Source organism: Corallococcus sp. bb12-1 (assembly GCF_026626765.1).
In the GTDB taxonomy this organism is placed as follows: Bacteria; Myxococcota; Myxococcia; order Myxococcales; family Myxococcaceae; genus Corallococcus; species Corallococcus terminator.
In genome coordinates this window covers 60418-82394 of record NZ_JAPNJZ010000030.1, presented here as the reverse complement: position 1 = coordinate 82394, position 21977 = coordinate 60418, and the positions used below count along the sequence as shown (strand labels likewise).

General features: G+C 68.3%; 22 protein-coding genes and 1 pseudogene. 12 read left to right on the top strand and 11 right to left on the bottom strand.

All coding sequences use genetic code 11. The features are described from left to right. Nucleotides 1-37: 37 nt before the first annotated feature. The 3 genes from OV208_RS36835 to OV208_RS36825 form a co-directional block, all read right to left on the bottom strand. A complete protein-coding gene (locus tag OV208_RS36835) occupies nucleotides 38-979 on the bottom strand; it encodes an NAD-dependent epimerase/dehydratase family protein (protein ID WP_267578629.1) in 942 nt (313 codons plus the stop codon). 89 nt (nucleotides 980-1068) lie between these two features. Beyond that, nucleotides 1069-2016 (bottom strand): UDP-glucuronic acid decarboxylase family protein, encoded by a 948-nt coding sequence (locus OV208_RS36830; protein WP_267578740.1) that lies wholly within the window; start codon nucleotides 2014-2016, stop codon nucleotides 1069-1071. A 24-nt stretch (nucleotides 2017-2040) separates the two neighbouring features. Next, the gene (locus tag OV208_RS36825) at nucleotides 2041-2223 is read right to left on the bottom strand and encodes a ribbon-helix-helix domain-containing protein (protein ID WP_120530896.1); all 183 of its coding nucleotides are present in this window, start codon (nucleotides 2221-2223) and stop codon (nucleotides 2041-2043) included. Between the two features lie 132 nt (nucleotides 2224-2355). Between OV208_RS36825 and OV208_RS36820 the strand changes: the two genes are divergently transcribed. Beyond that, nucleotides 2356-2913, top strand: coding sequence for a hypothetical protein (locus OV208_RS36820; RefSeq protein ID WP_267578628.1), 558 nt, complete (start codon nucleotides 2356-2358; stop codon nucleotides 2911-2913). Nucleotides 2914-2992: 79 nt separating this feature from the next. Here OV208_RS36820 and OV208_RS36815 read toward each other — a convergent pair whose 3' ends face one another. From OV208_RS36815 to OV208_RS36800, 4 genes are all read right to left on the bottom strand, one after another. Beyond that, the gene (locus tag OV208_RS36815) at nucleotides 2993-3355 is read right to left on the bottom strand and encodes a cupin domain-containing protein (RefSeq protein ID WP_120539759.1); all 363 of its coding nucleotides are present in this window, start codon (nucleotides 3353-3355) and stop codon (nucleotides 2993-2995) included. A 26-nt stretch (nucleotides 3356-3381) separates the two neighbouring features. Next, a complete protein-coding gene (locus OV208_RS36810) occupies nucleotides 3382-4287 on the bottom strand; it encodes an SPOR domain-containing protein (protein ID WP_267578627.1) in 906 nt (301 codons plus the stop codon). Between the two features lie 173 nt (nucleotides 4288-4460). Further along, nucleotides 4461-5507: a tRNA 2-thiouridine(34) synthase MnmA gene (gene mnmA, locus OV208_RS36805; RefSeq protein WP_120530892.1), complete on the bottom strand. Its 1047-nt coding sequence runs from the start codon at nucleotides 5505-5507 to the stop codon at nucleotides 4461-4463. A gap of 95 nt (nucleotides 5508-5602) precedes the next feature. Further along, nucleotides 5603-6871 carry a CCA tRNA nucleotidyltransferase gene (locus OV208_RS36800; RefSeq protein ID WP_267578626.1) on the bottom strand — a complete coding sequence of 423 codons (1269 nt, stop codon included), beginning with the start codon at nucleotides 6869-6871 and terminating at the stop codon, nucleotides 5603-5605. Nucleotides 6872-6926: 55 nt separating this feature from the next. On the opposite strand from OV208_RS36800, the gene OV208_RS36795 reads away from it, so the two are divergent. The 4 genes from OV208_RS36795 to OV208_RS36780 all read left to right on the top strand — a co-directional run bounded on the left by OV208_RS36795 (nucleotide 6927) and on the right by OV208_RS36780 (nucleotide 10964). After that, entirely contained in the window at nucleotides 6927-7169 is a 243-nt protein-coding gene (locus tag OV208_RS36795; RefSeq protein WP_267578625.1) for a hypothetical protein, read from the top strand. 32 nt (nucleotides 7170-7201) lie between these two features. Beyond that, nucleotides 7202-8545: a glycoside hydrolase family 16 protein gene (locus OV208_RS36790; RefSeq protein ID WP_267578624.1), complete on the top strand. Its 1344-nt coding sequence runs from the start codon at nucleotides 7202-7204 to the stop codon at nucleotides 8543-8545. Between the two features lie 80 nt (nucleotides 8546-8625). Next, entirely contained in the window at nucleotides 8626-10188 is a 1563-nt protein-coding gene (locus tag OV208_RS36785) for a Kelch repeat-containing protein (protein ID WP_267578623.1), read from the top strand. An 89-nt stretch (nucleotides 10189-10277) separates the two neighbouring features. Next, nucleotides 10278-10964 carry a tyrosine-protein phosphatase gene (locus tag OV208_RS36780; RefSeq protein WP_267578622.1) on the top strand — a complete coding sequence of 229 codons (687 nt, stop codon included), beginning with the start codon at nucleotides 10278-10280 and terminating at the stop codon, nucleotides 10962-10964. A gap of 84 nt (nucleotides 10965-11048) precedes the next feature. Here OV208_RS36780 and OV208_RS36775 read toward each other — a convergent pair whose 3' ends face one another. After that, nucleotides 11049-11861, bottom strand: a complete 813-nt coding sequence (locus OV208_RS36775; RefSeq protein WP_267578621.1) for a hypothetical protein — start codon at nucleotides 11859-11861, stop codon at nucleotides 11049-11051. Between the two features lie 431 nt (nucleotides 11862-12292). Between OV208_RS36775 and OV208_RS36770 the strand changes: the two genes are divergently transcribed. Then, a complete protein-coding gene (locus OV208_RS36770; RefSeq protein WP_267578620.1) occupies nucleotides 12293-12838 on the top strand; it encodes a cupin domain-containing protein in 546 nt (181 codons plus the stop codon). After that, nucleotides 12835-13167, top strand: a complete 333-nt coding sequence (locus tag OV208_RS36765) for a carboxymuconolactone decarboxylase family protein (RefSeq protein WP_267578619.1) — start codon at nucleotides 12835-12837, stop codon at nucleotides 13165-13167. Before OV208_RS36770 ends, OV208_RS36765 begins: the two co-directional genes overlap by 4 nt. Before the next feature lie 3 nt (nucleotides 13168-13170). On the opposite strand, the gene OV208_RS36760 is transcribed toward OV208_RS36765, so the two are convergent. Then, nucleotides 13171-14076, bottom strand: a complete 906-nt coding sequence (locus OV208_RS36760) for a LysR family transcriptional regulator (RefSeq protein ID WP_267578618.1) — start codon at nucleotides 14074-14076, stop codon at nucleotides 13171-13173. A gap of 216 nt (nucleotides 14077-14292) precedes the next feature. On the opposite strand from OV208_RS36760, the gene OV208_RS36755 reads away from it, so the two are divergent. After that, nucleotides 14293-15336: an NAD(P)-dependent alcohol dehydrogenase gene (locus OV208_RS36755; protein WP_267578617.1), complete on the top strand. Its 1044-nt coding sequence runs from the start codon at nucleotides 14293-14295 to the stop codon at nucleotides 15334-15336. A gap of 18 nt (nucleotides 15337-15354) precedes the next feature. Then, entirely contained in the window at nucleotides 15355-18498 is a 3144-nt protein-coding gene (locus OV208_RS36750) for an efflux RND transporter permease subunit (RefSeq protein ID WP_267578616.1), read from the top strand. A gap of 455 nt (nucleotides 18499-18953) precedes the next feature. On the opposite strand, the gene OV208_RS41300 is transcribed toward OV208_RS36750, so the two are convergent. Next, a complete protein-coding gene (locus OV208_RS41300) occupies nucleotides 18954-19193 on the bottom strand; it encodes a hypothetical protein (protein WP_324291450.1) in 240 nt (79 codons plus the stop codon). Between OV208_RS41300 and OV208_RS41295 the strand changes: the two are divergent. Beyond that, nucleotides 19129-19527, top strand: a pseudogene (locus OV208_RS41295) (trypsin-like serine peptidase); the annotation flags it as partial. The gene OV208_RS41300 and the pseudogene OV208_RS41295 sit on opposite strands and share 65 nt — an antisense overlap. A gap of 188 nt (nucleotides 19528-19715) precedes the next feature. Beyond that, nucleotides 19716-20051 carry a pre-peptidase C-terminal domain-containing protein gene (locus OV208_RS41290; protein WP_324291449.1) on the top strand — a complete coding sequence of 112 codons (336 nt, stop codon included), beginning with the start codon at nucleotides 19716-19718 and terminating at the stop codon, nucleotides 20049-20051. A gap of 90 nt (nucleotides 20052-20141) precedes the next feature. Here the strand turns inward: OV208_RS41290 and OV208_RS36740 are convergent, their stop codons facing one another. After that, a complete protein-coding gene (locus tag OV208_RS36740; protein ID WP_267578615.1) occupies nucleotides 20142-20732 on the bottom strand; it encodes a TetR/AcrR family transcriptional regulator in 591 nt (196 codons plus the stop codon). Between the two features lie 137 nt (nucleotides 20733-20869). On the opposite strand from OV208_RS36740, the gene OV208_RS36735 reads away from it, so the two are divergent. After that, a complete protein-coding gene (locus OV208_RS36735; protein WP_267578614.1) occupies nucleotides 20870-21880 on the top strand; it encodes an NAD(P)-dependent oxidoreductase in 1011 nt (336 codons plus the stop codon). Nucleotides 21881-21977 lie beyond the last annotated feature (97 nt).

The following is a 21977-nucleotide window of genomic DNA, read 5'->3' as shown; positions in this document are numbered from 1 at the left end:
GCCAGGGGGAAGCTGCCGCCACCGGGGCGCTTCCCGACTAACCCCGGGCCCGAACGGGACCGGCCTTGTCGCGGAAGAACTGGATCGTATGGCGCAGGCCGTCCGCCAACTGCACCGTCGGCTCCCAGCCCAGGACCTTCTTGGCCAGCGACGCGTCGATGCAGGAGCGCATCTGTTCGCCCGGCTTGCCCGGCGCGTGCGCGACCTTCAGCGAGCTGCCGCCCGCCTGCGCGATGAGCTCATAGAGGCGGTTGATGTCCGTCTCCACGCCGGTGCCGATGTTGGCGGCGCCCACGTAGTCGCTCTGGAAGGCCAGGTAGTTGGCGCGCGCCACGTCCGGACCGAAGACGAAGTCCCGCGTCTGCTTGCCCTCGCCGAAGATGGTGCAGCCCTGCCCCGCGATGACGCGCTGGCTGAAGATGGCCACCACGCCCGCCTCGCCGTGCGGGTTCTGACGGGGGCCGTACACGTTGGCGTACCGCAGGGCGACGAAGGGCACGCCGTACTGGGCGCGGTAGTAGCCCAGGTACAGCTCGCCCGCCGCCTTGGAGACACCGTACGGCGACACCGGCCGCGTGGGGTGCGACTCCGTCGCGGGGAAGTAATCCTGCTCGCCGTAGATGGCGCCGCCGGTGGAGCTGAAGATGACCTTCTTCACCTCGCTGTGGCGCGCGGCCTCCAGCAGGTTGAGCATGCCGCGGATGTTCACGTCCGCGTCGAAGCCCGGGTCGTCCACGCTGCGGCGCACGTCCATCTGGGCGGCCAGGTGACAGATGACCTGCGGCTTCTCCGCACGGATGAGCTCCGCGGCCTCGCGGCTGCGGATGTCGTGCACGGCCAGCCGGACGCGCGGGTCCAGGTTCTCCTTCTTGCCACCCGACAGGTCGTCCAGCGCGATGACCTCGTGGCCATTGCGCAGGAACTCGTCACACACGTGCGAGCCGATGAAGCCCGCGCCGCCGGTTACCAGGACTTTCACGCCGTTCTCCCCCGGGCCCGCCGCCGCCAGGGGGACAGGGCCGTCGAAACCTTCGCGTTCACTCGCGCGCGGCCAACCTAAGTCCCGCGCTACCGACCGGCAACCTCTCGGAAGTACGCGATGGTCTCCTTCAGACCGTCCTCCAGCAGGACCTTGGGCTCCCACCCGAGCAGCGTGCGCGCGCGGGTGATGTCCGGCTGACGCTGCTTCGGATCATCCTTGGGCAGCGGGTGGTAGACGATCTGCCTACCTCCGCCCGCCGCGTCGCGCACGGCCTCCGCGAACTGCTTGATGGTCATCTCGCGCGGGTTGCCGATGTTCACCGGGCCCCGGACGTCCGACAGCACCAGCCGCACCAGGCCGTCCACCAGGTCCTTCACGTAGCAGAACGAGCGCGTCTGGCTGCCGTCACCGAAGACGCTGAAGTCCTCGTTCTTGAGCGCCTGGCCCACGAAGGCGGGCACCACGCGGCCGTCGTTCAGGCGCATGCGCGGACCGTAGGTGTTGAAGATGCGCACGATGCGGACTTCCACGCCCCGGCTGCGCTCATAGGCCGCGCTGATGGCCTCCGAGTAGCGCTTGGCCTCGTCGTACACCGAGCGCGGCCCGATGGGATTCACGTTGCCCCAGTAATCCTCCTTCTGGGGGTGCACCAGCGGATCGCCGTAGACCTCCGACGTGGAGGCCATCAGGAACACGGCCTTCTTCTTCTCCGCCAGCTTGAGCGCGTTCTCCGTACCGATGGAGCCCACACGCAGCGTCTCCAGGGGGAGGTTCGCGTAGTCGATGGGCGAGGCCGGCGAGGCCAGGTTGAGGACGTAGTCCACCGGGCCGTCCACTTCGAGGCCGTCGATGATGTCCTGCTTCACGTACTGGAAACCCGCGCGCGGCTTGAGCGTGCGCACGTTCTGTTCGTTGCCGGTGATCAGGTTGTCGATCGCGATGACGGACTCGGCGCCGTCGTCCAGCAGCCGCTCACACAGGTGCGAACCGACGAATCCGGCACCACCCAGCACCACCGCCCGCTTGCCACGCATGCTCGTCACGTCACGCCTCGTTCTTCAGGAGAGTTCGTCGAAGGTCGACTGGCCCGGCAGCTGCGCCTTGTACTTCTCCAGCACCAGGTCGATGCCCTGCCGGATGTACTCGGCCACGGGCACCTTCGTCTTCTGGTTCAGCGCCTTGAGCAGTTCGTTCTGCTCCGGAGTGATGTAGATGGTGGTGCTGACTTTCTTTCGGGCCATGGCGATACGTGAAAATATATGGAATGACGTGGCCTGCGAAAGCACGGAGTGCGAGCGGCGCGAACAAGGCGCCCTGCCCGCCCGGGAGGCCGCGTGATTCCTAGCAACCGTTTGATTTTCCTGGGATTCCTTGTGGCTGGAACCCTCTCCGGGTGCGCGTCCCAGAAGCCCGCGGAGAATCCTGACGCGGCGCGCAAGCGTCCGGAGGCCGAAGCCATCCGGGGCAAGCCCGCAGCCGGGGAGACCGTCACGCAGCTGGACGCGAACGGCGATGGGCAGACGGACGTGTGGGAGTTCCGCCAGAAGGACGTCCTGGTGCGCAAGGAGTTGGACCTGAACTGGGACGGGCGCGTGGACGTCACCCAGTACATGGATCCGCAGGGCGCGAAGGTCCGCGAGGTGATGGACCTGGACTACGACGGCAAGGTGGACGCCACGTACCAGTACGCCGAAGGCAAGCGCACGCAGGGCGAGCGGGACCTGGACGGCGACGGCAAGTCGGACTCGTGGCTGTACTACGAGAACGACACGCTCGTGCGCAAGGAGCGCGACGCGAACCACGACGGCCGGGTGGACTACTGGGAGTACTGGGAGGGCGGTCAGGTGGACCGCATCGGCGAGGACCTGGACGGCGACGGCACCGTCGACCAGTGGACCCGCAGCCCCAAGGCGAAGCCCGCCGCGGAGTGACGCCTCGACGCGGCCGGCGCGCTCCCGGATTTCCTCGGGGTAGGCGCCGGCGCGGAAGCGGGACTGCTACTGCTGACGGCTACGCCTTGCTGGTGCCGGCGCGGCCGTACGAGTCTTCCAGCCGCACGACGTCATCCAGTTCGGGGGTGCTGACCTCGAGGATGTCGCAGTCGGTGATGGCGACCATGCGGTGCTTGGTGAACGGCGTGATGTGGTAGCTCTCGCCGGGGTTCATCTCCTTCTCGATGAGGCCCTGGCCTTCGTCGACGACGAAGAGGAGCTTGCCGCTCTGGACGTGGATGGTCTCGTCCTTGCGTTCGTGGAACTGGAGGCTCAGCTTGTGGCCCGCCTTCACGTGCAGGAGCTTGCCCACGTAGCGCTCCGTGTGGGCCCAGATCAGCTCATGGCCCCAGGGCTTCTCCACCCGCTTCGTCGTCGTCATGGTGCTTCTTTCTTCCTTGCCCAGCGCTAGTTCGTGCCGGCCACGTAGGCGTCGAGCTGGGTTTCGCGCTTGAAGTCCGTCAGGTACCGGCCCGCCGCCTCCTTCGAGGCGAAGGAGCCCATCCGGACACGGTACCAGGTGCCCTTGCCGGGCACTTCCGCAGTCAGGATATACGGGGCATAGCCTCGGTCGCGCAACCGGGCGGCGAAGCGGTCGGCGTCCGGGCGGCTCTGGAACGCGGAGAGCTGGAGCGTGAACGCCCCACCCTTCACGGCCTCTGCCGGGCGCGGGGGCTCCGCCGGGAGCTGCTGGGCCCGGGCGATGGCCTCCTTCATGCCCCCGTCACGTGCGGCGGTGCGGGTGGGAACCGGCGTCTCCTCCACCTTTCCCTTCACGGGCTCCGGCTTCACTTCCGGCTTCGCGACGACGGCGACCTTAGCGGGCTCCGGCTTCACTTCCGGCTTCGCGGCGACGGCGGGGGCGTCGTCCGACACGTCATCCTGCGCGGGCAGCTCGCCGGTGTCGGGGTCCGGCGTGGGGGCCAGGGAGGGCTTCGCGGCGACCTTGGCGGGCTCCGGCTTCACTTCCGGCTTCGCGGCGACGGTGGCCTTGGGGGCCTCCGGCTTCGCGGCGGGCTTGGGCGCGGGCAGCGGCGGCAGCGAGTCCGCGGACGTCTTGCGGGTCAGCTCGTCCGGGAAGGTGAGCGGCGGCTCCTGACGCGCGTCGTGGAGGACCTGCGCGTTGGCGTCCAGCGCGGAGAGCAGGTCCGGGGCGGCGGCCGTCTGCGCGTCGCCGGAGAGCTTCTTGCCCACCACCACGCCCAGGACGAACACCGCGCCCATCACGACAATGCCGGCGATCAACAGGCTGACGATCTGGCGATTGTCCAACGAGACGTCGAACTTCTCCTTCATCCGGTGGGCGTCACGCATGGCAGGGCGAACCTCAGTCGCGCGCACGGGCCGTGTTACGGCCTGTAGCGACAGCGTGCGCGCAAGCTACGCCCCACCCCCAGGCGGGTCAAATTCACGGAAGGGGGGTCTTGACGCCGCTTCAAGGCGACGCGCGCGAGGCCAGAAGTCGGGCCCCGGCGCGTCGGACATCCTCAGACGATCCACCCGCCACCGAGCACCCGGTCGCGGTCGTAGACCACCGCGGCCTGCCCCGGCGTGACGGCGCGCGCGGGCGCATCCAGTTGCACCGACACGAGCCCGTGCGGCGAGATGTGCACGCGGCCCGGAGCCCCCGCGTGGCGGTGGCGGATCCGCACCTCCACGGCCTGTTCCGGCGGAGGCGGCGCGTCCACCCAATGCGGCTGGAGCAGGCCGAACTGCGCGCGGCCGGTGCCCTCCGCGGGGCCCACGACGACGCGGTTGGTCTCCGGCTCCAGGCGCTGCACGTACCGCACTTCACCGCCGCCCAGGTTGAGGCCCTTGCGCTGGCCCACCGTGAAGCGGTGGATGCCGTTGTGCGTCCCCAGCACGCGGCCCTCCGGATCCACGACCTCGCCCGAAGGCTGGGGCCCGGCGACCTTCTCCACGAACCCGGCGTAGTCGCCGTCGGGCACGAAGCAGATCTCCATGCTCTCCGGCTTGTGGGTGGTGGGCAGGGCGTGGCGCTCGGCGACGGCGCGCACTTCCGCCTTCGTGAGGTGGCCCACGGGGAAGAGCACGTCGCGCAGCTCCTCCTGGCCCAGCGTGAAGAGGAAGTAGCTCTGGTCCTTGGCGGCGTCCGCGGCGCGGCGCAGGTGGAAGCGGCCGTCCACCTCCTCCACCTGGGCGTAGTGGCCCGTGGCCAACCGGGCGCCCAGGGCGCGCGCACGCTTGAGGAGGAAGTTGAACTTCACGTCGCGGTTGCAGGCGACGCAGGGGATGGGCGTCTTGCCGCCCAGGTACGACTGGACGAACGGGTTGACCACCCGGTCCTGGAAGATCTCCTCGGCGTTGGCCACGTAGAACGGGATGCCCAGTTGCTGGGCCACCGCGCGGGCATCGTCGATGTCGTCCGGACTGCAGCAGCTTCCACACTTCGCGTTGCCCTCGTAGGACCAGACGCGCAGGGTGATGCCGATCACCTCATGGCCCTGCTCCTTGAGCAGGGCGGCAGCGGCCGAGGAATCCACCCCACCGCTCATGGCAACGACGACTCGCATGGGGTTGCTTCCTACACGCCCCCGGGCCTGGACGCACGGCCGGAAGGCACTCCAGGCCCCCTTCCCTGCCCTCCAGCCGGGGGGAAGGTGGCCTTTCAGGCGCTTCGCGTCGTGTTCCACGCCGTCAGCAGCGCGCGGAGCTGGTCGGCCGTGTTGCGTGAAGGGTCGTCCAGCACCGACTCCACGAGGTAGCGGGTCGCCTCGCCCACCTTCGGGGACGGCCCGATGCCCAGCGTGGACATGATGTCGCCCCCGGTGAGCGCCAGCTCCTTCGCGGACAGGGGCGGCTTCGCGGCGGCGAGCAGTCCCAGTCGCTCGGCCAGCGACGCCAGCGCGGGAAGCTGCTCCGGCGCCCGGGCCTGGACGCGGGCCTTCGCCACCGCGAGCAGCGCGGGGAGCTGCGCCGGGCCCACCCGGGCGAGCAGCCGGCGCAGGGACGGATCCGGGTCCGACAGGCGCGTCTCCAGCTTCGCGTGTTCGATGAGCAGGCCCACGAGGTCGGCGGACTTGTTCGGGAACTTCAACCGCATGCACAGCTCACGGGCTTGCGGTCCCGTGACAAGGTCCGCGAGCAGCGTGGCCATGCGGACATCCAGGTCCAGCGGCGCGGCCTGCGTGGCGACGCGAGCGAGCCGGGCGGCTTCGGCATCCGCGCGGGCCAGCTCCGGCAGGAAGACCTCCAGGAGCCCCGTCTCCGCGAGGAGCTGGAGCCCTGCTTCGGCGCGCGGGGACAGCAGCAGCTTGCAGAGCTCCTCGCGCACGCGCTCCAGGGCGACCTTGCGGAAGACAGCCAGGGTCGCGGGGATGGCGTCGCGGGTTTCGGGCTCCAGCGTGAAGCCCAGCACGGCGGAGAAGCGCACGGCGCGCAGCGGGCGCAGGCCGTCCTCGGAGAAGCGCTCCAGCGCGGAGCCCACGCATTTGATCAACCGGGCCGGCAGATCCACCTGTCCGCCGAACGGATCCACCAGCTCCTTGTCCAGCGGGTTGTACGCCATCGCGTTGATGGTGAAGTCGCGCCGGGACAGGTCCTTGACGATGTCTCGCTCGAAGGACACGGAGCTGGGACGGCGGCCGTCCAGATAGTCCCCCTCCGAACGGAACGTCGTCACCTCCACGTGGTTGCCCCCGGTGACGACGGTGACCGTGCCGTGCTGGATGCCGGTGGGGATGACCTTGCGGAACGCCTTCTGGACCTCCTCCGGAAGCGCGCTCGTCGCCACGTCGAAGTCCTTGGGGTGGACCTGGCGGACCATGTCCCGCACGCAGCCGCCCACCAGATAGGTGGCGTGGCCCAGCTCGCGCAGGCGGGCGATGACTTCGAGCACGGGCTTGGGGATGTCGGCGTTGTGGAGGTTGGCGATCATGGCTGCTGGGGGTGGGAGGAGGCGGGCGGCTTACGTTGCCCCCTTCCGAGGATCATTGCCAACCGGCTTCGAACCCTGGCTGTCGGCCCTTCCCGCCGACGAGGCCGCGCGGATCCGCGAGGAGGCGCTGCGCCGCATGGGCCCGGAGCCAGACGCCTTCGAGTCCTTCCGCTGGTACCTGGAGCTGCGCACCCATCACGACGAGGACTCCCTGCGCGACGTGCGAGCCCTGCGCGGCAAGCGCCTGGGCTCCGGAGCAAAACATGCTGACCAAGTGGTTTCCTTGATTTATATGTAGGCATGTATTCCACGTCTTTCAAGGAGAACACGATGAGTGAAATCGGCATCCGCCGTGGGTCGCGTTTCCGTCACGCGTGGGCCCTGGTGATGGCGCTTCCCCTGGCCTCCGCGTGCAGCCCGGCTCCAGAGGCTCCTGAAACAGAAGCCCCGGCTGAAGCGGAAGCGAGCCAGGCGCCGGCGCCGCTCATGTCCGCGATCACCAACACGTCCTTTGAAACGAATACCAGCGGCTGGTCCTCGTGGCAGGGAACGTTGACGCGGGAAGCCCGGACGGGAGCACCGGACGGCCAGTACGTCGCCCGCGTCACCGTCAGCGGCGCGGCCACGATGTACTCGCTGGACGGCGCCCAGAGCGCCATCACGAATGCGCCGCAGGGGCAGGCGTATACGGCGACGGCGTATGTCGCCGCGGGCAACACCGGCACGGTGGGCAAGCCCGTGAGCCTCATCCTCCGGGAGAAGAGCGCCTCCGGCACCACGTACAAGCTCTTCACGGCGGACGCGACGCTGACCACCGCCTTCCAGCGGATCACCATCACGGGGACCGTGGAGCGCGTGGGTGACACCGTGGATGTGTATGTCCTCCAGAACCAGGCGACGTCGGGCAATGCCATCCTCGTGGATGCCGTGACGCTGGTGGCCGGGGGCGGCTCGGGCCCTTCGGGCGAACCAATGCCGGTGGGCGACCTCATGAACTGGCGGCAGGTGTTCACCGATGACTTCACCACCCCGGTGCCGGTGGGCCAGTTCCCGGCGGCGGTGTCGTCGAAGTGGAGCGTCTATCTGGACGGTTGGAAGGACACGAGCAAGAACGGCACCTATTCGCCCTCGTCGGTCGTCAGCATCCAGAACGGCGTGCTCAACAAGTACCTGCACACCGTGAACGGCGTGCACCGGGTCGCCGCGGTGCTCCCGAAGATTCCGGGCGCGACGGCGAGCGGCGGACTCCCTGCGGGTCGCTTCGCGGTGCGGTTCAAGGCCGACCCCGTGCCCGGCTACAAGACGGCGTGGCTGCTCTGGCCGGACAGCGAGGTGTGGCCGCGCGACGGGGAGATCGACTTCCCGGAAGGCGACCTCGACGGCACCATCGCCGGGTTCATGCACCGGCAGAACGGCACCTCCGGCGGGGACCAGGACGCGGTCTCCACCAGCGCGCGTTTCACGTCGTGGCATACGGCCATCATTGAGTGGACCCCCGGCCGGTGCCGTTTCATCCTGGATGGGACGGTCATCCTGGACAAGACCAGCCGCGTGCCCACCACGCCGATGCACTGGGTCCTTCAGACGGAGACGGACTTGAGTGGCACCGCACCCTCCTCCAGCGCGGCCGGCAACGTGCAGATCGACTGGGTCGCCGTCTGGGTTCCGAAGTGACACCCAGGGATTTCATGTTTCACGCATTACACTGAGACTTCGCGTGCGATGCTCCTGGCTTCACCCCCCAGGAGCACCTCATGTCCCTGTCGTATTGGAAGTCGTGGGTTGTCATTCCCCTGATGTGTTGTTTCGCGTGCGGGCCCGCGATCACACCCACGGAGCTGGAGATGCCGGAGGACGGCGTCGAAGCCTCCCAGTCATCGGCGGTCGTCGTCACCGGGGGCTCCCTGCTGTCGGCGCGCTATCAGCACACGGCCACGTTGCTCGGCAACGGCAAGGTGTTGGTGGCGGGTGGCGGAACGCCCTCCGGCGAGATGGCCACCTCGGAGCTGTATGATCCGGCCACCCTGACGTCGAGCAGCGGCCCGTCCATGGCCACCGCGCGCCGCTCCCACACCGCCACGCAGCTCCAGGACGGCAGCGTGCTCGTCGTGGCCGGCATCGGCGGAGGAAGCGTGATCGCGTCCTCCGAGCGCTACCTGCCGGGCAGCAACTCCTGGAGCGCCGCCGCGCCCCTGCCGCGCAACAGCTACGGGCACAGCGCCACGCTGCTCGCGGACGGACGGGTGCTGGTGGTGGGCGGGGTGAGCTACGTCACCAATTCCTATCTCTACACTCCGTCAACGAACACCTGGGCGTCCACGGGCTCGCTCAACGCCGGGATGATGGGGCACGCCGCGGTGCGACTCGCGGACGGGCGCGTGCTCGTCGCGGGCGGAGGCAACTCCACCACGTCGTCCAGCAACCACGCGGAGCTCTGGGACCCCGCCACGGGCACGTGGACCACCGTGGCCTCGATGAACACGGGCCGCAACGGCCACACGCTGCACCTGCTCGCCAATGGGAAGGCGCTGGTGACAGGCTACACGCTGGCGGCGGAGCTGTACGACCCGGCGACCAATACCTGGACGAACACGGGCAGCACGGCCGTCACGCACTCGTCCGCGCCGTCGGTGGTCCGGCCTGATGGGAGCATCCTGATGGCGGGGGGCTCCTTCAACACCTATGGAGTTGAGCTGTACACGCCCGCCACCGCCGGCTGGATCACGGTGGGGGCCATCACCCAGGGCCGCACCCACCACCCCACCATCGCGCTGGCGGACGGGCGCGTCCTGTTCATCGCCGGGACCACCTACAACGCCCAGGGCAACATGCAGGCGCTCTCCAGCGTGGAGGTCTTCGATCCGACCGCCACCTGCGCGCCCACGACCTGCACGGCCCAGGGCAAGAATTGCGGCACCATCTCCGATGGCTGTGGCGTCACGCTGAACTGCGGCACCTGTAGCGCCGGACAGACCTGCGGCGGCAACAACGTCTGCACCTGCACCCCGACGACGTGCGCCGCGCAGGGCAAGAATTGCGGCACCCTCTCCAATGGCTGTGGCGGTACCCTGAGCTGTGGCACCTGTGCGTCAGGACAGACCTGCGGCAGCAACAACGTCTGCGTGGCGGGCGCTCCCGCCTGTGGCCACAACGTCTGCACCACGGGCGCCGCGCTGACCCGGACGTGCAGCGGCTGTGTCAACACCGTGTGCTCCCAGGATCCGTATTGCTGCAACACCGCCTGGGACAGCCTCTGTGTCAGTGAAGCCAGCCAGTGGTGCGCCATCGCCCAGCCGGGGTGCGTGACCCCGATGTAGGCAGGAACAGGGGTCCCCGGGGCGACACGAAAGTCTGTCCCGGGGATTCCGACCCGGAGCAGAACGGCTGGGATTAGTCTGCGCGGCGAATGAAATACACCTTCGTCTTCGCCACCGCCGCGGCCCTCCTGGTCTTCCTGGCAAGCACCCTCCAGGGCCTCGGGTGGCTGCTGCTGTGGCCAGCGGTGAGCTTCGCCGGGGTGGCGCTCGCCTACGCGGGCCTCGGTCCGGGCGTCTTCGGGAAGCAGCCAGACGGGAGGATGCGGCCGTGGGCGGTCCTCGCGCTCCTGCCCTACCTGGGGCTCACCTGGAGCACGTGGCACCTCGCGCGGATCCTCTCGCGCGAGCAGCCCCACGACGAAGTGGCGCCGGGCGTCCGGGTGGGACGCCGGCTGTTGCCGGGCGAGCTTCCCGAGGGCACCGCGGCCGTGCTCGACCTGACCTCCGAGTTCATCGAGCCGGCGGGAATCCGGGGGACCTGCCGCTATGTCTCGCTGCCCATCCTGGATGCATCGACGCTGCCCCTGGAGCAGGTCGTCCCGGTCCTGCGGGAGCTGGCCACCCTGCCCGGCCCCATCTACGTCCACTGCGCCCAGGGCCATGGGCGCACGGGGATGATCGCCGCCGCGCTCCTCGTCGCACGGGGGGATGCGCCGGATGGGCGGACGGCCCTCGCGAGCGTGCAACGCGTGAGGCCCGCGGTGCGGCTGTCCTCCGCGCAGACACATGCGCTCGACCTCCTGTCGGAGGCGCTGCGACGCCTGCCCGCGTCGTGACAGGTCCTCCCGGAAAACGACACGCCGGACGGGGAGACCCTCCCGCCCGGCGTGGAACCTGCTCAGGAGACTTGCAGACGCCGACTACTTCCCGGCGACGAAGGACTCACCCAGGATGGTGAAATCCTTGGCGGAGGCCTTCACGTCGATGCCCGAGAAGCCGGTGTAGGGGTAGTGACCCTCCTTCACCTCTTCGACGATCTCCAGGTAGTCACCCTTGAGCTGCTTTCCATCCACATCCAGCGTGAAGTCACCCGGCGCGCCGCGGAAGCTCCAGACGCAGGCGCCCGCGCTGATGGAATCGAAGAAGCTCGTGGAGGCGTGATTCCGGAAGCCGATGTTGATGGGGTGGAAGCGGATGTGGATGTCGTACCACGACGAGTTCACGCCGTAGTCCCACTCGTAGTGCTGGAAGCCCAGGAAGCGGTTGTTCTGATACAGGTTCACCCGGTACGCCGAGCCGCCCGGCGTGCCCGTGAACGTGGGCTGGAGGAGGACCTGGTCCCCGTTGCCCGTCAGGCCGATACGGAGCGAGCTGACCACCTGGTCACCGTCGCGCGCCGTCAACTCGAGGCCCTGCGCCGTCGCGCCCAGCCCGATGATGTCAGGCTTCAGCTCCCAGTTCGTGGCCCGGGGGAACACGCTGGTGAAGCCGTCCGTCTTCACGTCCGCGAGCCCGGAGACCGCGATGCCCTTCCCGCTCTTCGCGACCTTCGCACGGCCGGTCGCGCAGTTCTTGATGCCGGAGAAGCCCTCGACGCACTGCTGTTCAGCCTTCGCTTCCTGCGTCGCGAGCGAGTCACCCGCGGGTGACTGCGTCTCGTCGCCCTGGCAACCCACGGCGGTCAGGCTCAGGAGCGCCGCCGCCACCAGGCGGCACGTCAGTTGGATGTTCATGGATGGGACCTCTCGTTGGGGGGATGGAGAAGAACTGTCTGCCGGGTCCGATGACGACCCGGCACGGGCCCATGCACCCTCCGAGCCAGGATCACCGCACTGCGGCATTTCCCCTGGGCCGACACCGTGTATCAAGTGACAAGCCCACGCCGAGTAGCGTGGTCCGTTACAGATTCGCGCGAGCTGTAACATGTGATGTCACAGGCTGATACACGCCCAGTCACAACGGTTCCACGCCCAGCGCGTGCTCGCTGCCTTCTCGCGGAACTCGATGATGGGCGACGCACACGGGCGCGCGCTCGGACCCCACTGTCAAGCACGGCTTAAAAGCCTATGGGGTCCCGTGCGTCTAATCCGGCGTGGGACCGGAGCGTATCTTCCTTCGTGAGTAGGTTTTGGTTTGTCAGGAAGCTGCTGACCCAGGAGTGGAAATGAATCGGCTCGCCACAACGGTCTTCTCACTCGCGCTGCTCGCTCCCGCGCTCGCCCAGACCGTTCCGACAGGAGGCACCAAGGCGGTGGGTGCTCCCCCGGCTGCTTCAAGCGGGAATGCACAGAAGCTGAACATCGCGCGAAATGGCTCGCAGCCTTCCATCCAGGGGCCCGCCGAGAACTTCACGGGCTCCGTCCGCGTCGACCCGTTGTTCCAGCCGAACGCTCCCTCGCGCACGGCTGGCGCCTACGTCACGTTCGAACCCGGTGCCCGCTCCGCATGGCACACCCATCCGCTCGGGCAGACGCTGATCGTCACCGCCGGCTCCGGCCGGGTCCAGCGCTGGGGCGACCCGGTCGAGGTGATCCGCCCCGGAGACAGGGTCTGGATCCCGCCCGGCCAGAAACACTGGCATGGCGCTTCACCCACCACCGCGATGACCCATCTCGCCATCCAGGAGCAGCTCGACGGCAAGGTCGTCGAATGGATGGAGAAGGTCAGCGACGCGCAGTACGGCAGCCTGCCCCAGGGAGAGAACCCATGAGCAACCCCAAGCCTGAAACCGCCGCGCAGAAGGCCCTTGGCGACTTCGCGCCGAAGCTGGTCGAACTCACCGACGAGGTGCTCTTCGGAGACGTCTGGGAACGGCCGCAGTTGTCCAAGCGCGACCGCAGCCTGATCACCTGCGCGGCACTCGTGGCGACCGGCAAGACCGAACAGATGGACTTCCACTTCCCGCGTGCCCTCGAAAACGGAGTAACGCAGGAGGAACTCGTCGAGCTCATCACCCACCTGGCGTTCTACACCGGCTGGCCCAATGCCATGTCAGCCGTGGCGCGCGCCAAGGCGCTGCTGCCGAAGAAACAACCCTGAGCCCTACAGCGCCTTCACGGACAGCTCCCGGGCCACTTCCACGAAGAGGCGCAGCGGCGTCGAGCGCTGCGCACGGCTGGGGTAGTAGAGGAAGAAGCCGGGGACCGTGGGAGCGTACGCCTCGAGCACCCGTTGCAGCCGTCCGGTCCTCAGTTGCTCGGCCACACTGGGCTCGAAGACGTACGCCAGCCCCATTCCCTGCTCCACCAGGGGCACCGTCAGATGGCTGGCATTGGTCACCACCCCGCCACGCACCGCCACGCGCCAGTTCCTGCGGCCCCGCTCCAGCTCCCAGGCATAGAGCGCTCCGGAGGTCCGCATGCGGAAGGTGATGCATTCGTGGTTCAACAAGTCCTCGGGGCGCTGGGGCGTCCCGTGGCGCGCGAGGTAGTCCGGCGAGCCCACCACCACGAAGCGGAACGCGTCGGTGAGCCGCACCTGCACCATGTCCCGCTCGATGGCCTCGCTCAGCCGCACGCCCGCGTCGTAGCCCTCCGCCACGATGTCCACGAAGCGCTCCTCGACGACGACCTCCACCTCCACCCTCGGATGCCGCTGCCGGAAGACGGGGAGCACCGGGGTGATGAGGTACGGCACCGCCGCCGTGGGCACCGACAGCCGGACCCGGCCCACCGCCTCTCCCGGTTGCGCGGAGACCTCGGCCAGGGCGGTGAGCGCCTGTCCCAGCGCCGGGCCCGCGCCCTCCACCAGCCGGCGGCCCGCGTCCGTCAGCGACACGCTGCGCGTCGTGCGCGTGAGCAACACCACGCGCAGCTGCCCCTCCAACTGCCGCACCGTCTGGCTCACCGCCGCCGTGGAGACGCCCAGCTCGCGCGCCGCGCCGCTGAAGCTGCGCAGGCGGGCCACGGCGAGGAACACCTGGAGCTGGGAGAAAGGTGCCGTATTCATGCGCGAGAACCACCTTCGAGGGCTGCTGGGAGCGGTTGCTCCACCGCCTGCATGCGGCCACGCTATCGGAGCGCAGCCGCCACACTGTTAAGTCTCACTTAAGAGCCTATTGCCTCCTCCGTGCGTAGTCATCCCCGGCGCTGGCGCGTACTTCTCTTCGTGAACGGGGCTCGACAGCAACAGCCCCAGTCCCACCCCCACGGAGATTTGAAGAACATGCTCACTGTCAATGCCTACGCGGCCACGTCCGCGACCGCCCCGCTCGGTCCGACCACCATCGAGCGTCGTGACCTCGGCCCTCGCGACGTCCTCATCGAGATCAAGTTCGCCGGCATCTGCCACTCCGACATCCACAACGCCCGCAATGAGTGGGGCGGAGCGACCTACCCCCTCGTCCCCGGCCATGAGATCGCTGGCATCGTCTCCAGGGTCGGCGCCGACGTCACCCGCCACGCCGTCGGCGACCGCGTCGGCGTCGGCTGCCTGGTCGATTCCTGCCGCGAGTGCACGAACTGCCGCAAGGGCGAGGAGCAGCACTGCCTCAAGGGCTTCGTCGGGACCTACGGCGGCGTCGGCAGGGACGGCAAGCCCACCCAGGGCGGCTACTCCACCCACATCGTCGTGGCCGAGGACTTCGTCTTGAAGATCCCCGAGGGCATCTCGCTCGACGCCGCCGCGCCGCTGCTGTGCGCCGGCATCACGACGTACGCGCCGCTGCGTCACTGGGGCGCCGGTCCCGGCAGGAAGGTCGCCGTCGTGGGGCTGGGCGGGCTCGGGCACATGGCCGTGAAGATCGCGCACGCGATGGGGGCCGAGGTCACCGTCCTGTCGCAGTCGCTGAGCAAGAAGGAGGACGGCCTGCGTCTGGGTGCGGACCACTACCACGCCACGAAGGATCCGGAGACGTTCCAGAAGCTCGCCGGAACGTTCGACCTCATCGTCAACACGGTGAGCGCGAAGATCGACCTGGACGCCTACCTGTCGCTGCTCGCCCTGGACGGGACCCTGGTCAACGTGGGCGCGCCCGCGGAGCCGCTTTCGCTCCAGGTGTTCTCCCTCATCATGACCCGCCGCTCGTTCGCGGGCTCGCTGATCGGCGGCATCCAGCAGACGCAGGAGATGCTCGACTTCTGCGCCAAACACGGCCTCGGCTCCGACATCGAGGTCATCCCGGCCAGCAAGATCAACGAGGCCTACGAGCGCGTGCTCGCCTCCGACGTCCGCTACAGGTTCGTGATCGACATCGCGACCCTGAAGTAGGCCCAAGGCCTCCCCACCATGGTGAACTTCTTCATCCGGCGGCCCGTGTTCGCGGCCGTCCTCTCCATCCTGCTCACCCTGGTGGGGGCCATCGCCATCCCCAACCTGCCCATCGCGCAGTACCCGGACCTGGCCCCGCCGCAGGTGACGGTGACGGCCACCTACGTGGGCGCCAGCGCCGAGGTGGTGGAGAGCGCCGTCACCATCCCGCTGGAACAGGAGATCAACGGCGTGGAGGGCATGCGCTACATCTCCTCCACTTCGAGCAACGACGGCACCAGCGCCATCACCATCACCTTCGAGCCCACCCGTGACATCGAGGTGGCCACGGTCGATGTGCAGAACCGCGTGGGGCGCGCCGCCGCACGCCTGCCCTCGCAGGTGAACCAGACGGGCATCGTCGTCAACAAGGGCGCCAACCAGCTGCTCATCTCCTTTGGCCTCTACAGCCCCGATGAGCGCTTCGACGCCGAGTTCATCAGCAACTACGCCGACATCAACCTGAAGGACGCCCTCAAGCGCGTGCGCGGCGTCAGCGACGTGCGCCTGTTCGGTGAGCGCCGCTTCAGCATGCGCCTGTGGTTGGATCCCACGGAGCTGGCGCGCCGCAAGCTCACGCCCCAGGACGTGGCGCGCGCGCTCCAGGAGCAGAACCTCCAGGTGGCCGCCGGTCAGGTGGGCCAGCCCCCCAGCCGCTCGAATCAGGACTACCAGTTGGCGGTGCGTGCGAGCGGCCGGCTCATCGAGCCCGAGGAGTTCGACGAGATCGTCGTGATGCGCGGCTCCGACGGCCAGTTGGTCCGGGTGAAGGACGTCGGCCATGCCCAGATGGGCGCGGAGAACTACAGCCAGTTCCTGCGCTTCAACGGCCGCCCTGCCCTCGGCCTGGGCGTCAACCAGTTGCCCACCGCCAATGCGCTGGAGGTCCGCGACGCGGTGGCCGGGGAGATGGAGCGGCTGGGGCAACAGTTCCCCTCGGGGCTGGAGTACCGCGTCTCCACCGACACGACGCTCGCGGTGCGTGCCTCCATCCATGAGGTGCTCAAGACGCTGGTGGAGGCCATCGCCCTGGTCATCCTCGTCATCTTCCTCTTCCTGCACGGCTGGCGAAGCGTGCTGATCACCGCGCTCACCCTCCCCGTGTCGCTGGTGGGCACCTTCGCCTTCGTCAAGCTGTTCGGCTTCTCCATCAACACCCTCACGCTGTTCGGCCTCACCCTGGCCACGGGCCTGGTGGTGGACGACGCCATCGTCGTCATCGAGAACATCGAACGCCTGATGGTGGAGAAGGGCTTCAGTGCCCGGAAGGCCGCGCGCGAGGGCATGAAGGAGGTGGCTGGCGCGGTGGTGGCCATCTCCATCGTGCTGGTGGCGGTGTTCGTCCCGGTGGCCCTGTTCCCCGGCACCACGGGCATCATCTACCGCCAGTTCGCCCTCACCATCGCGGCCTCGGTGGGTCTGTCCACGGTGTGCGCGCTCACGCTCACGCCCGCGCTGTCGGCCCTGCTGCTCAAGCGCCACCACGGTGAGAAGTGGATCTTCTTCCGCAAGGTGGACCAGGTGCTCGACGGGACGAAGCGCCTCTACGGCGGGATGCTGCGCCGCCTGCTCAAGCACCCCTTCGCGGTGATGCTCGTCTTCGTCGGCTTCCTCGGCGCCACCGTGGCCCTCTTCCGGGTGGTGCCCACCGGCTTCATCCCGGACGAGGACCAGGGCTACTTCATCATCTCCGTGCAGGGGCCCGAGGGCATGTCACTCACCCGCACGGAGAAGGTGGTCAAGGAGGTGGAGGCCCTCGTGAGCGCGCAGCCCGAAGCGCGCGTCATGTTCGTGGTCGGCGGCACCTCCCTGGGCAACAACGGCCCCAACCTGGCCCAGGTCTACGTCAACCTCCATTCCTGGGAGCAGCGCAAGGGCGAGGCGCATTCGGTGGCCGCGATGGTGGAGCGGCTGCGCGGCCCGCTCGCGGCGATAGGTGATGCGAAGGTGGTGCCCCTGCTGCCACCCGCCATCCGAGGCGTGGGGGCCGTCGGCGGCTTCCAGTTCATCGTCGAGGACACCTCCGGCGGACGCGGGCTGTCCGAGCTGGCCACCGCCGCCCAGGAGCTGGTGGGGCGCGGCGGTGAGGACAACCGCCTGCGCGGCGTCTTCACCTCCTTCACGGCCGACACACCGCTGCTGAACGTGGAGGTGGACCGCCAGAAGGCCAAGGCGCTCGACATTCCCATCGATCAGATCTTCGGCACCCTTCAGCTCTACATGGGCAGCCAGTACGTCAATGACTTCAACTACGCGAGCCGCACCTACCGTGTCTACCTTCAGGCCGCGCAGCAGTTCCGCGACACGCCGCAGGACATTGGCGCCTTCTATGTCCGCAGTGACAACGGGGAGATGATTCCGCTCGAATCCCTGGTGAAGGTGACGCCCACCACGTCCGCCCAGATCATCCGCCACTACAACCTCTTCCGCTCCGCGGAGCTCAACGGACAGGCCGCCCCCGGCGTCTCCTCCGGGCAGGCCATGACCACCCTGGAGGAGCTGGCCGCGCAGGTGCTGCCGCAGGGCACGAGCACGGAGTGGTCCGGCCTCTCCCTTGAGCAGAAGGAGAGCGGAGGCCAGACGATCGTCATCTTCGGGCTGGGCCTGCTCTTCGTCTTCCTGGTGCTCGCCGCCCAGTACGAGAGCTTCACCCTGCCCCTGGTGGTCATCCTCTCGGTGCCGCTGGCGGTGCTGGGCGCCCTGGGATTGCAGATGCTGCGCGGGCTGCCCAACGATGTCTTCTGCCAGGTGGGGCTCGTGATGCTGGTGGGCCTGGCGAGCAAGAACGCCATCCTCATCGTGGAGTTCGCGGAGCAACTGCGCGAGCAGGGACGCAGCGCCGTGGAGGCCGCCATCGAAGCCTCCGAGGTGCGCCTGCGCCCCATCCTGATGACGTCCATCGCCTTCCTGTTGGGCGTGGTGCCCCTCATGCTGGCCACGGGCGCTGGCGCCGCTTCGCGCAACAGCCTGGGCACGGCGGTCTTCGGAGGCATGCTGGTGTCCACCGTCGTCAACCTCGTCTTCATCCCCAGCCTCTACGTGCTCATGCAGAAGCTGCGGGGCGAGTCGAAGCGGGCGCTCAATGAGGAGGAAGAGGAGGAGCTGTCCGCGGCGCACCCCTGAACGCACTGCGTTGTCTCCGCCGAATGACAGACATCTCTCCCGCGCGGACGGTCATCTTCCATTCCCGCAAGAATTGTGCACCCCTCTCCCTGCGCCGCGTGTTCCATTTCCCTCGTGTTCTGAAGGGACTCCCGGGACCACGGCGACTCCGCGTTAAGGACACATTGCGGAGAGTGAATGGTTGGCGCGAGCATGCGGTCCACTGCTCGCTCCCCTGGCGGGCGGTCATCACTCTCAAGGAGTGTTCAGCACATGCGAATCCCCCGGACTTCCGGCTGTAGGACGCTGCTCGGAACGCTGCTGTGTACCCTGTCCCTCGTGGCCTGCGGCCCGGCCCCGGAGGCTGAGCCCACCGCCAACGCTGCCATGGGCACGGAGCAGCAGCCCGTCGTCTACGGAACCGACAACCGCACGGACGTGTACGCGCACGCGAACGCCACGCTGCGCGGCCGCGCTCAGCAGTCCACCGTCGCGCTGATGAACCCGTCGGACTTCAACGCGACCAACCCCAACAACGTCACCTTCAACGCGTCCACGCTGCGCTCCGCGTACAACCTCTGCACCTCCGAGCGCTTCCTGGACGACCTGACCCCGGCCTTCTGCTCCGGCACGCTCATCGACGACGACCTGGTGCTCACGGCGGGCCACTGCATCACCAGCGCGGCGGCCTGTAGCAGCACGCGCTTCGTCTTCAACTTCTACCGCACCGCCGCCGGCGCCATGCAGACGGTGACGACCGCGGACATCTTCTCCTGCCAGGCGATTGTCGCGCGCCAGCAGGCCACGGTGGGCGGGCGCAACCTGGACTTCGCCATCCTCCGGCTGGACCGGCCGGCCGCCCCGCGCTTCACGCCTGCCCCCATTCGCGCGGGAAACGCCGCGCTGGCCGCGGGCACCAACGTGACGGTCATCGGCTCGGGCAGCGGCATTCCCTTCAAGATCGACTCGGGCGGCTCGGTGCGTGACGCGCGCTCGGGCACGCTGGACTACTTCGTGGCCACCACGGACACGTTCGGCGGCAACTCGGGCTCGGGCGTGTACGAGAACAGCGGCTACACGGTGGCCGGCATCCTGGTGCGCGGCGAGACCGACTACAAAACCAACGGGAGCTGCAGCGTCGTCAACACCTGCACGGAGACGGGATGCCGCGGCGAGGACATCACCTACGTGCGGCCGGCCATTGACGATTTCTGCGCGGTGGCGACCAGCACGCGCCTGTGCGCGGGCTATCCGCCGCCCCCGACGCCGGTGACGTCACCTTCACCGCCACCAACACCAACAGCGCCAACCAGAACACCGTCAACCACAACGTCACACTGGCCGCCGGGCAGACCCTCAAGTTCGGCACCTGCACGGTGCCGGGCTCCTCCGGCACGGGTGACACGTACCTGCGCCTGTACAACGGCACCACCCAGGCGGCTTCGAACGACGACGCCTGCGGCACGCTGTCCTACGCGAGCTTCACGGCCACGACGGCGGGCACCTACCAGATCCGCGCCGGCTGCTACTCCACAGGGAGCTGCAGCGGCACGGTGTCGTACACCGTCCAGTAGTCCCAGAAGGACCGGCGCGGGCGGTGGCGTCCGTCACCGCCCGCGCCGGGCTCGAGTCCCTCGAGGGATGGCCAGGCTCAGGGACAGCCTTCATGCCTTCCTGGACAGCCAGCTGACGATGAGCGAGGCCAGGGTCTCCGCGGCTGTGGCCTCGTCGACGAGGCCACGGAGCATGTCGCGTGAGATCGCCTCCGCCGCGCCAATGATGCCAACGCAGCGCAGGTGCAGCGCGTCCTTCCCCAGCTCCGAATAGGGCGCGAGCGCTTCGCGGTAGATGGCCACGTAGCTGTCGAGCAGCGCGCGATGGAAGGTCTCCATCTCCTCATCGCCTCCCAGCGCCGCGGAGATGGCATGCCACTCCGGGCCGGCCGACGTATAGCAATGCATGTAGGCGGCGCTCATCACCCGGGCGACGTCTTCCAGCCGCTTGCGCGTGCGCTTGAGCGCCTCCAGGAGCGCCTGGACCTGGCGGGCGTCGATCTGCTCGTAGAGGGCAATCAACAACCCCGACCGCGTCTTGAAGTGCTCGTAGGCAATCGGCTTGCTGACGCCAGCCCGCTCGGCCACGTAGCCGAGCGTCAACGCGTCGGTCCCCTCCTCTCGGACGATGGTCTGCGCGATGTCGAGCAGCTGCTCGCGTCGCTGCGCCTTCGGCAACTTCCTGGCGGGGGTCTCACTCATGGCGGGTGACGTTTCGTAATCCCCCCGGGTGGCCTCCTTCAAGAAAACATGGCGAACCTACCATTGGTAACTTACCAATTGTAGCGAAGGCCGATTTCATACCCGTCCTGCCCGCCAGGCAGAGGAGTTCATCCGCCATGTCCGTGAATCCGCAGCGCCCCGTCCTCATCATTGGAGGCTCCGGCCTCGTCGGCTCCCAGACCGCGAAGACGCTTCGCCGCCTCCATCCAACCCTGCCGCTGACGATTGGCGGTCGAGACCTGGCCCGGGCCGACGCCGTCGCGAAGGAGGTCGGCGGCGCGGACGCGGTCCGGGTCGATCTGGAGCGGCGGGATCTGGGTCAGCCCGAGGGGAGGGCCTACAGCGCCGTCGTCGTGTTCACGAAGGACGACACCCTCAACTCCATGAAGTACGCCCAGGCAAAGGGGCTGCCGCACGTCAGCATCTCCAGCGGCGTGTCCGAGCTGGGGCCCGAGGTGGCGCACTACATCCACCAGCCCGCGAGCGCACCCATCTTCATGGACAGCACCTGGCTGGCCGGAGCGGCCATGCTGCCCGCCCTCCACTTCGCCCGGGAATTCAAGACGCTCGAAGCCATCGAGTTCACGGCGGTGCTCGACGAGCAGGACGTGGGCGGACCGGCGGCCCATGCCGATCTTGAGCGCCTCACGAAGGTCGCGACGAGCTCCCTGCTGCTCCAGGATGGCAGGTGGCGCTGGGTCCAGGGAGCGGAGGCGACGCGCACCGTCACCTCGGTGGACGGAACTCCGTTGCAGGGACAGGTGTACTCACCGTTCGACGTGCTGGCCCTCGCGGCCGCGACCGAGGCCCGGTCCATCCGGTTCGACCTGGCGGTGGGCGAGACGGCGACGCGTCGGCGCGGCGAGCCGTACTCGACGGAGATCATCATCGAGCTGTCCGGGCTGAAGCAGGATGGGACGCAGGGGCGCGTGCGCCACGAGCTTGTCCATCCCGAAGGCCAGGCACCGGTGACGGCGCTGGGAGTCGCCATCGCCGTCGAGCGGTTGCTCGGCCTCGCGGGTGGCCCGCCCGTCGCGCCCGGGCTCTACCTGCCCCACGTCCTCATCGACCCGGCCTACTTCATCCGACGCCTGGAAGAGTTCGGCACCCGGATTCGCCGCGCGTAGCCCCGCCTGCCAGCGGCGATGTCTGTCATTGCCGCCGGCCTGAGTTCCTACCGTTCGTAACCTACCCACCGTAGATAAAGCTCCGGTCCGGCGGACC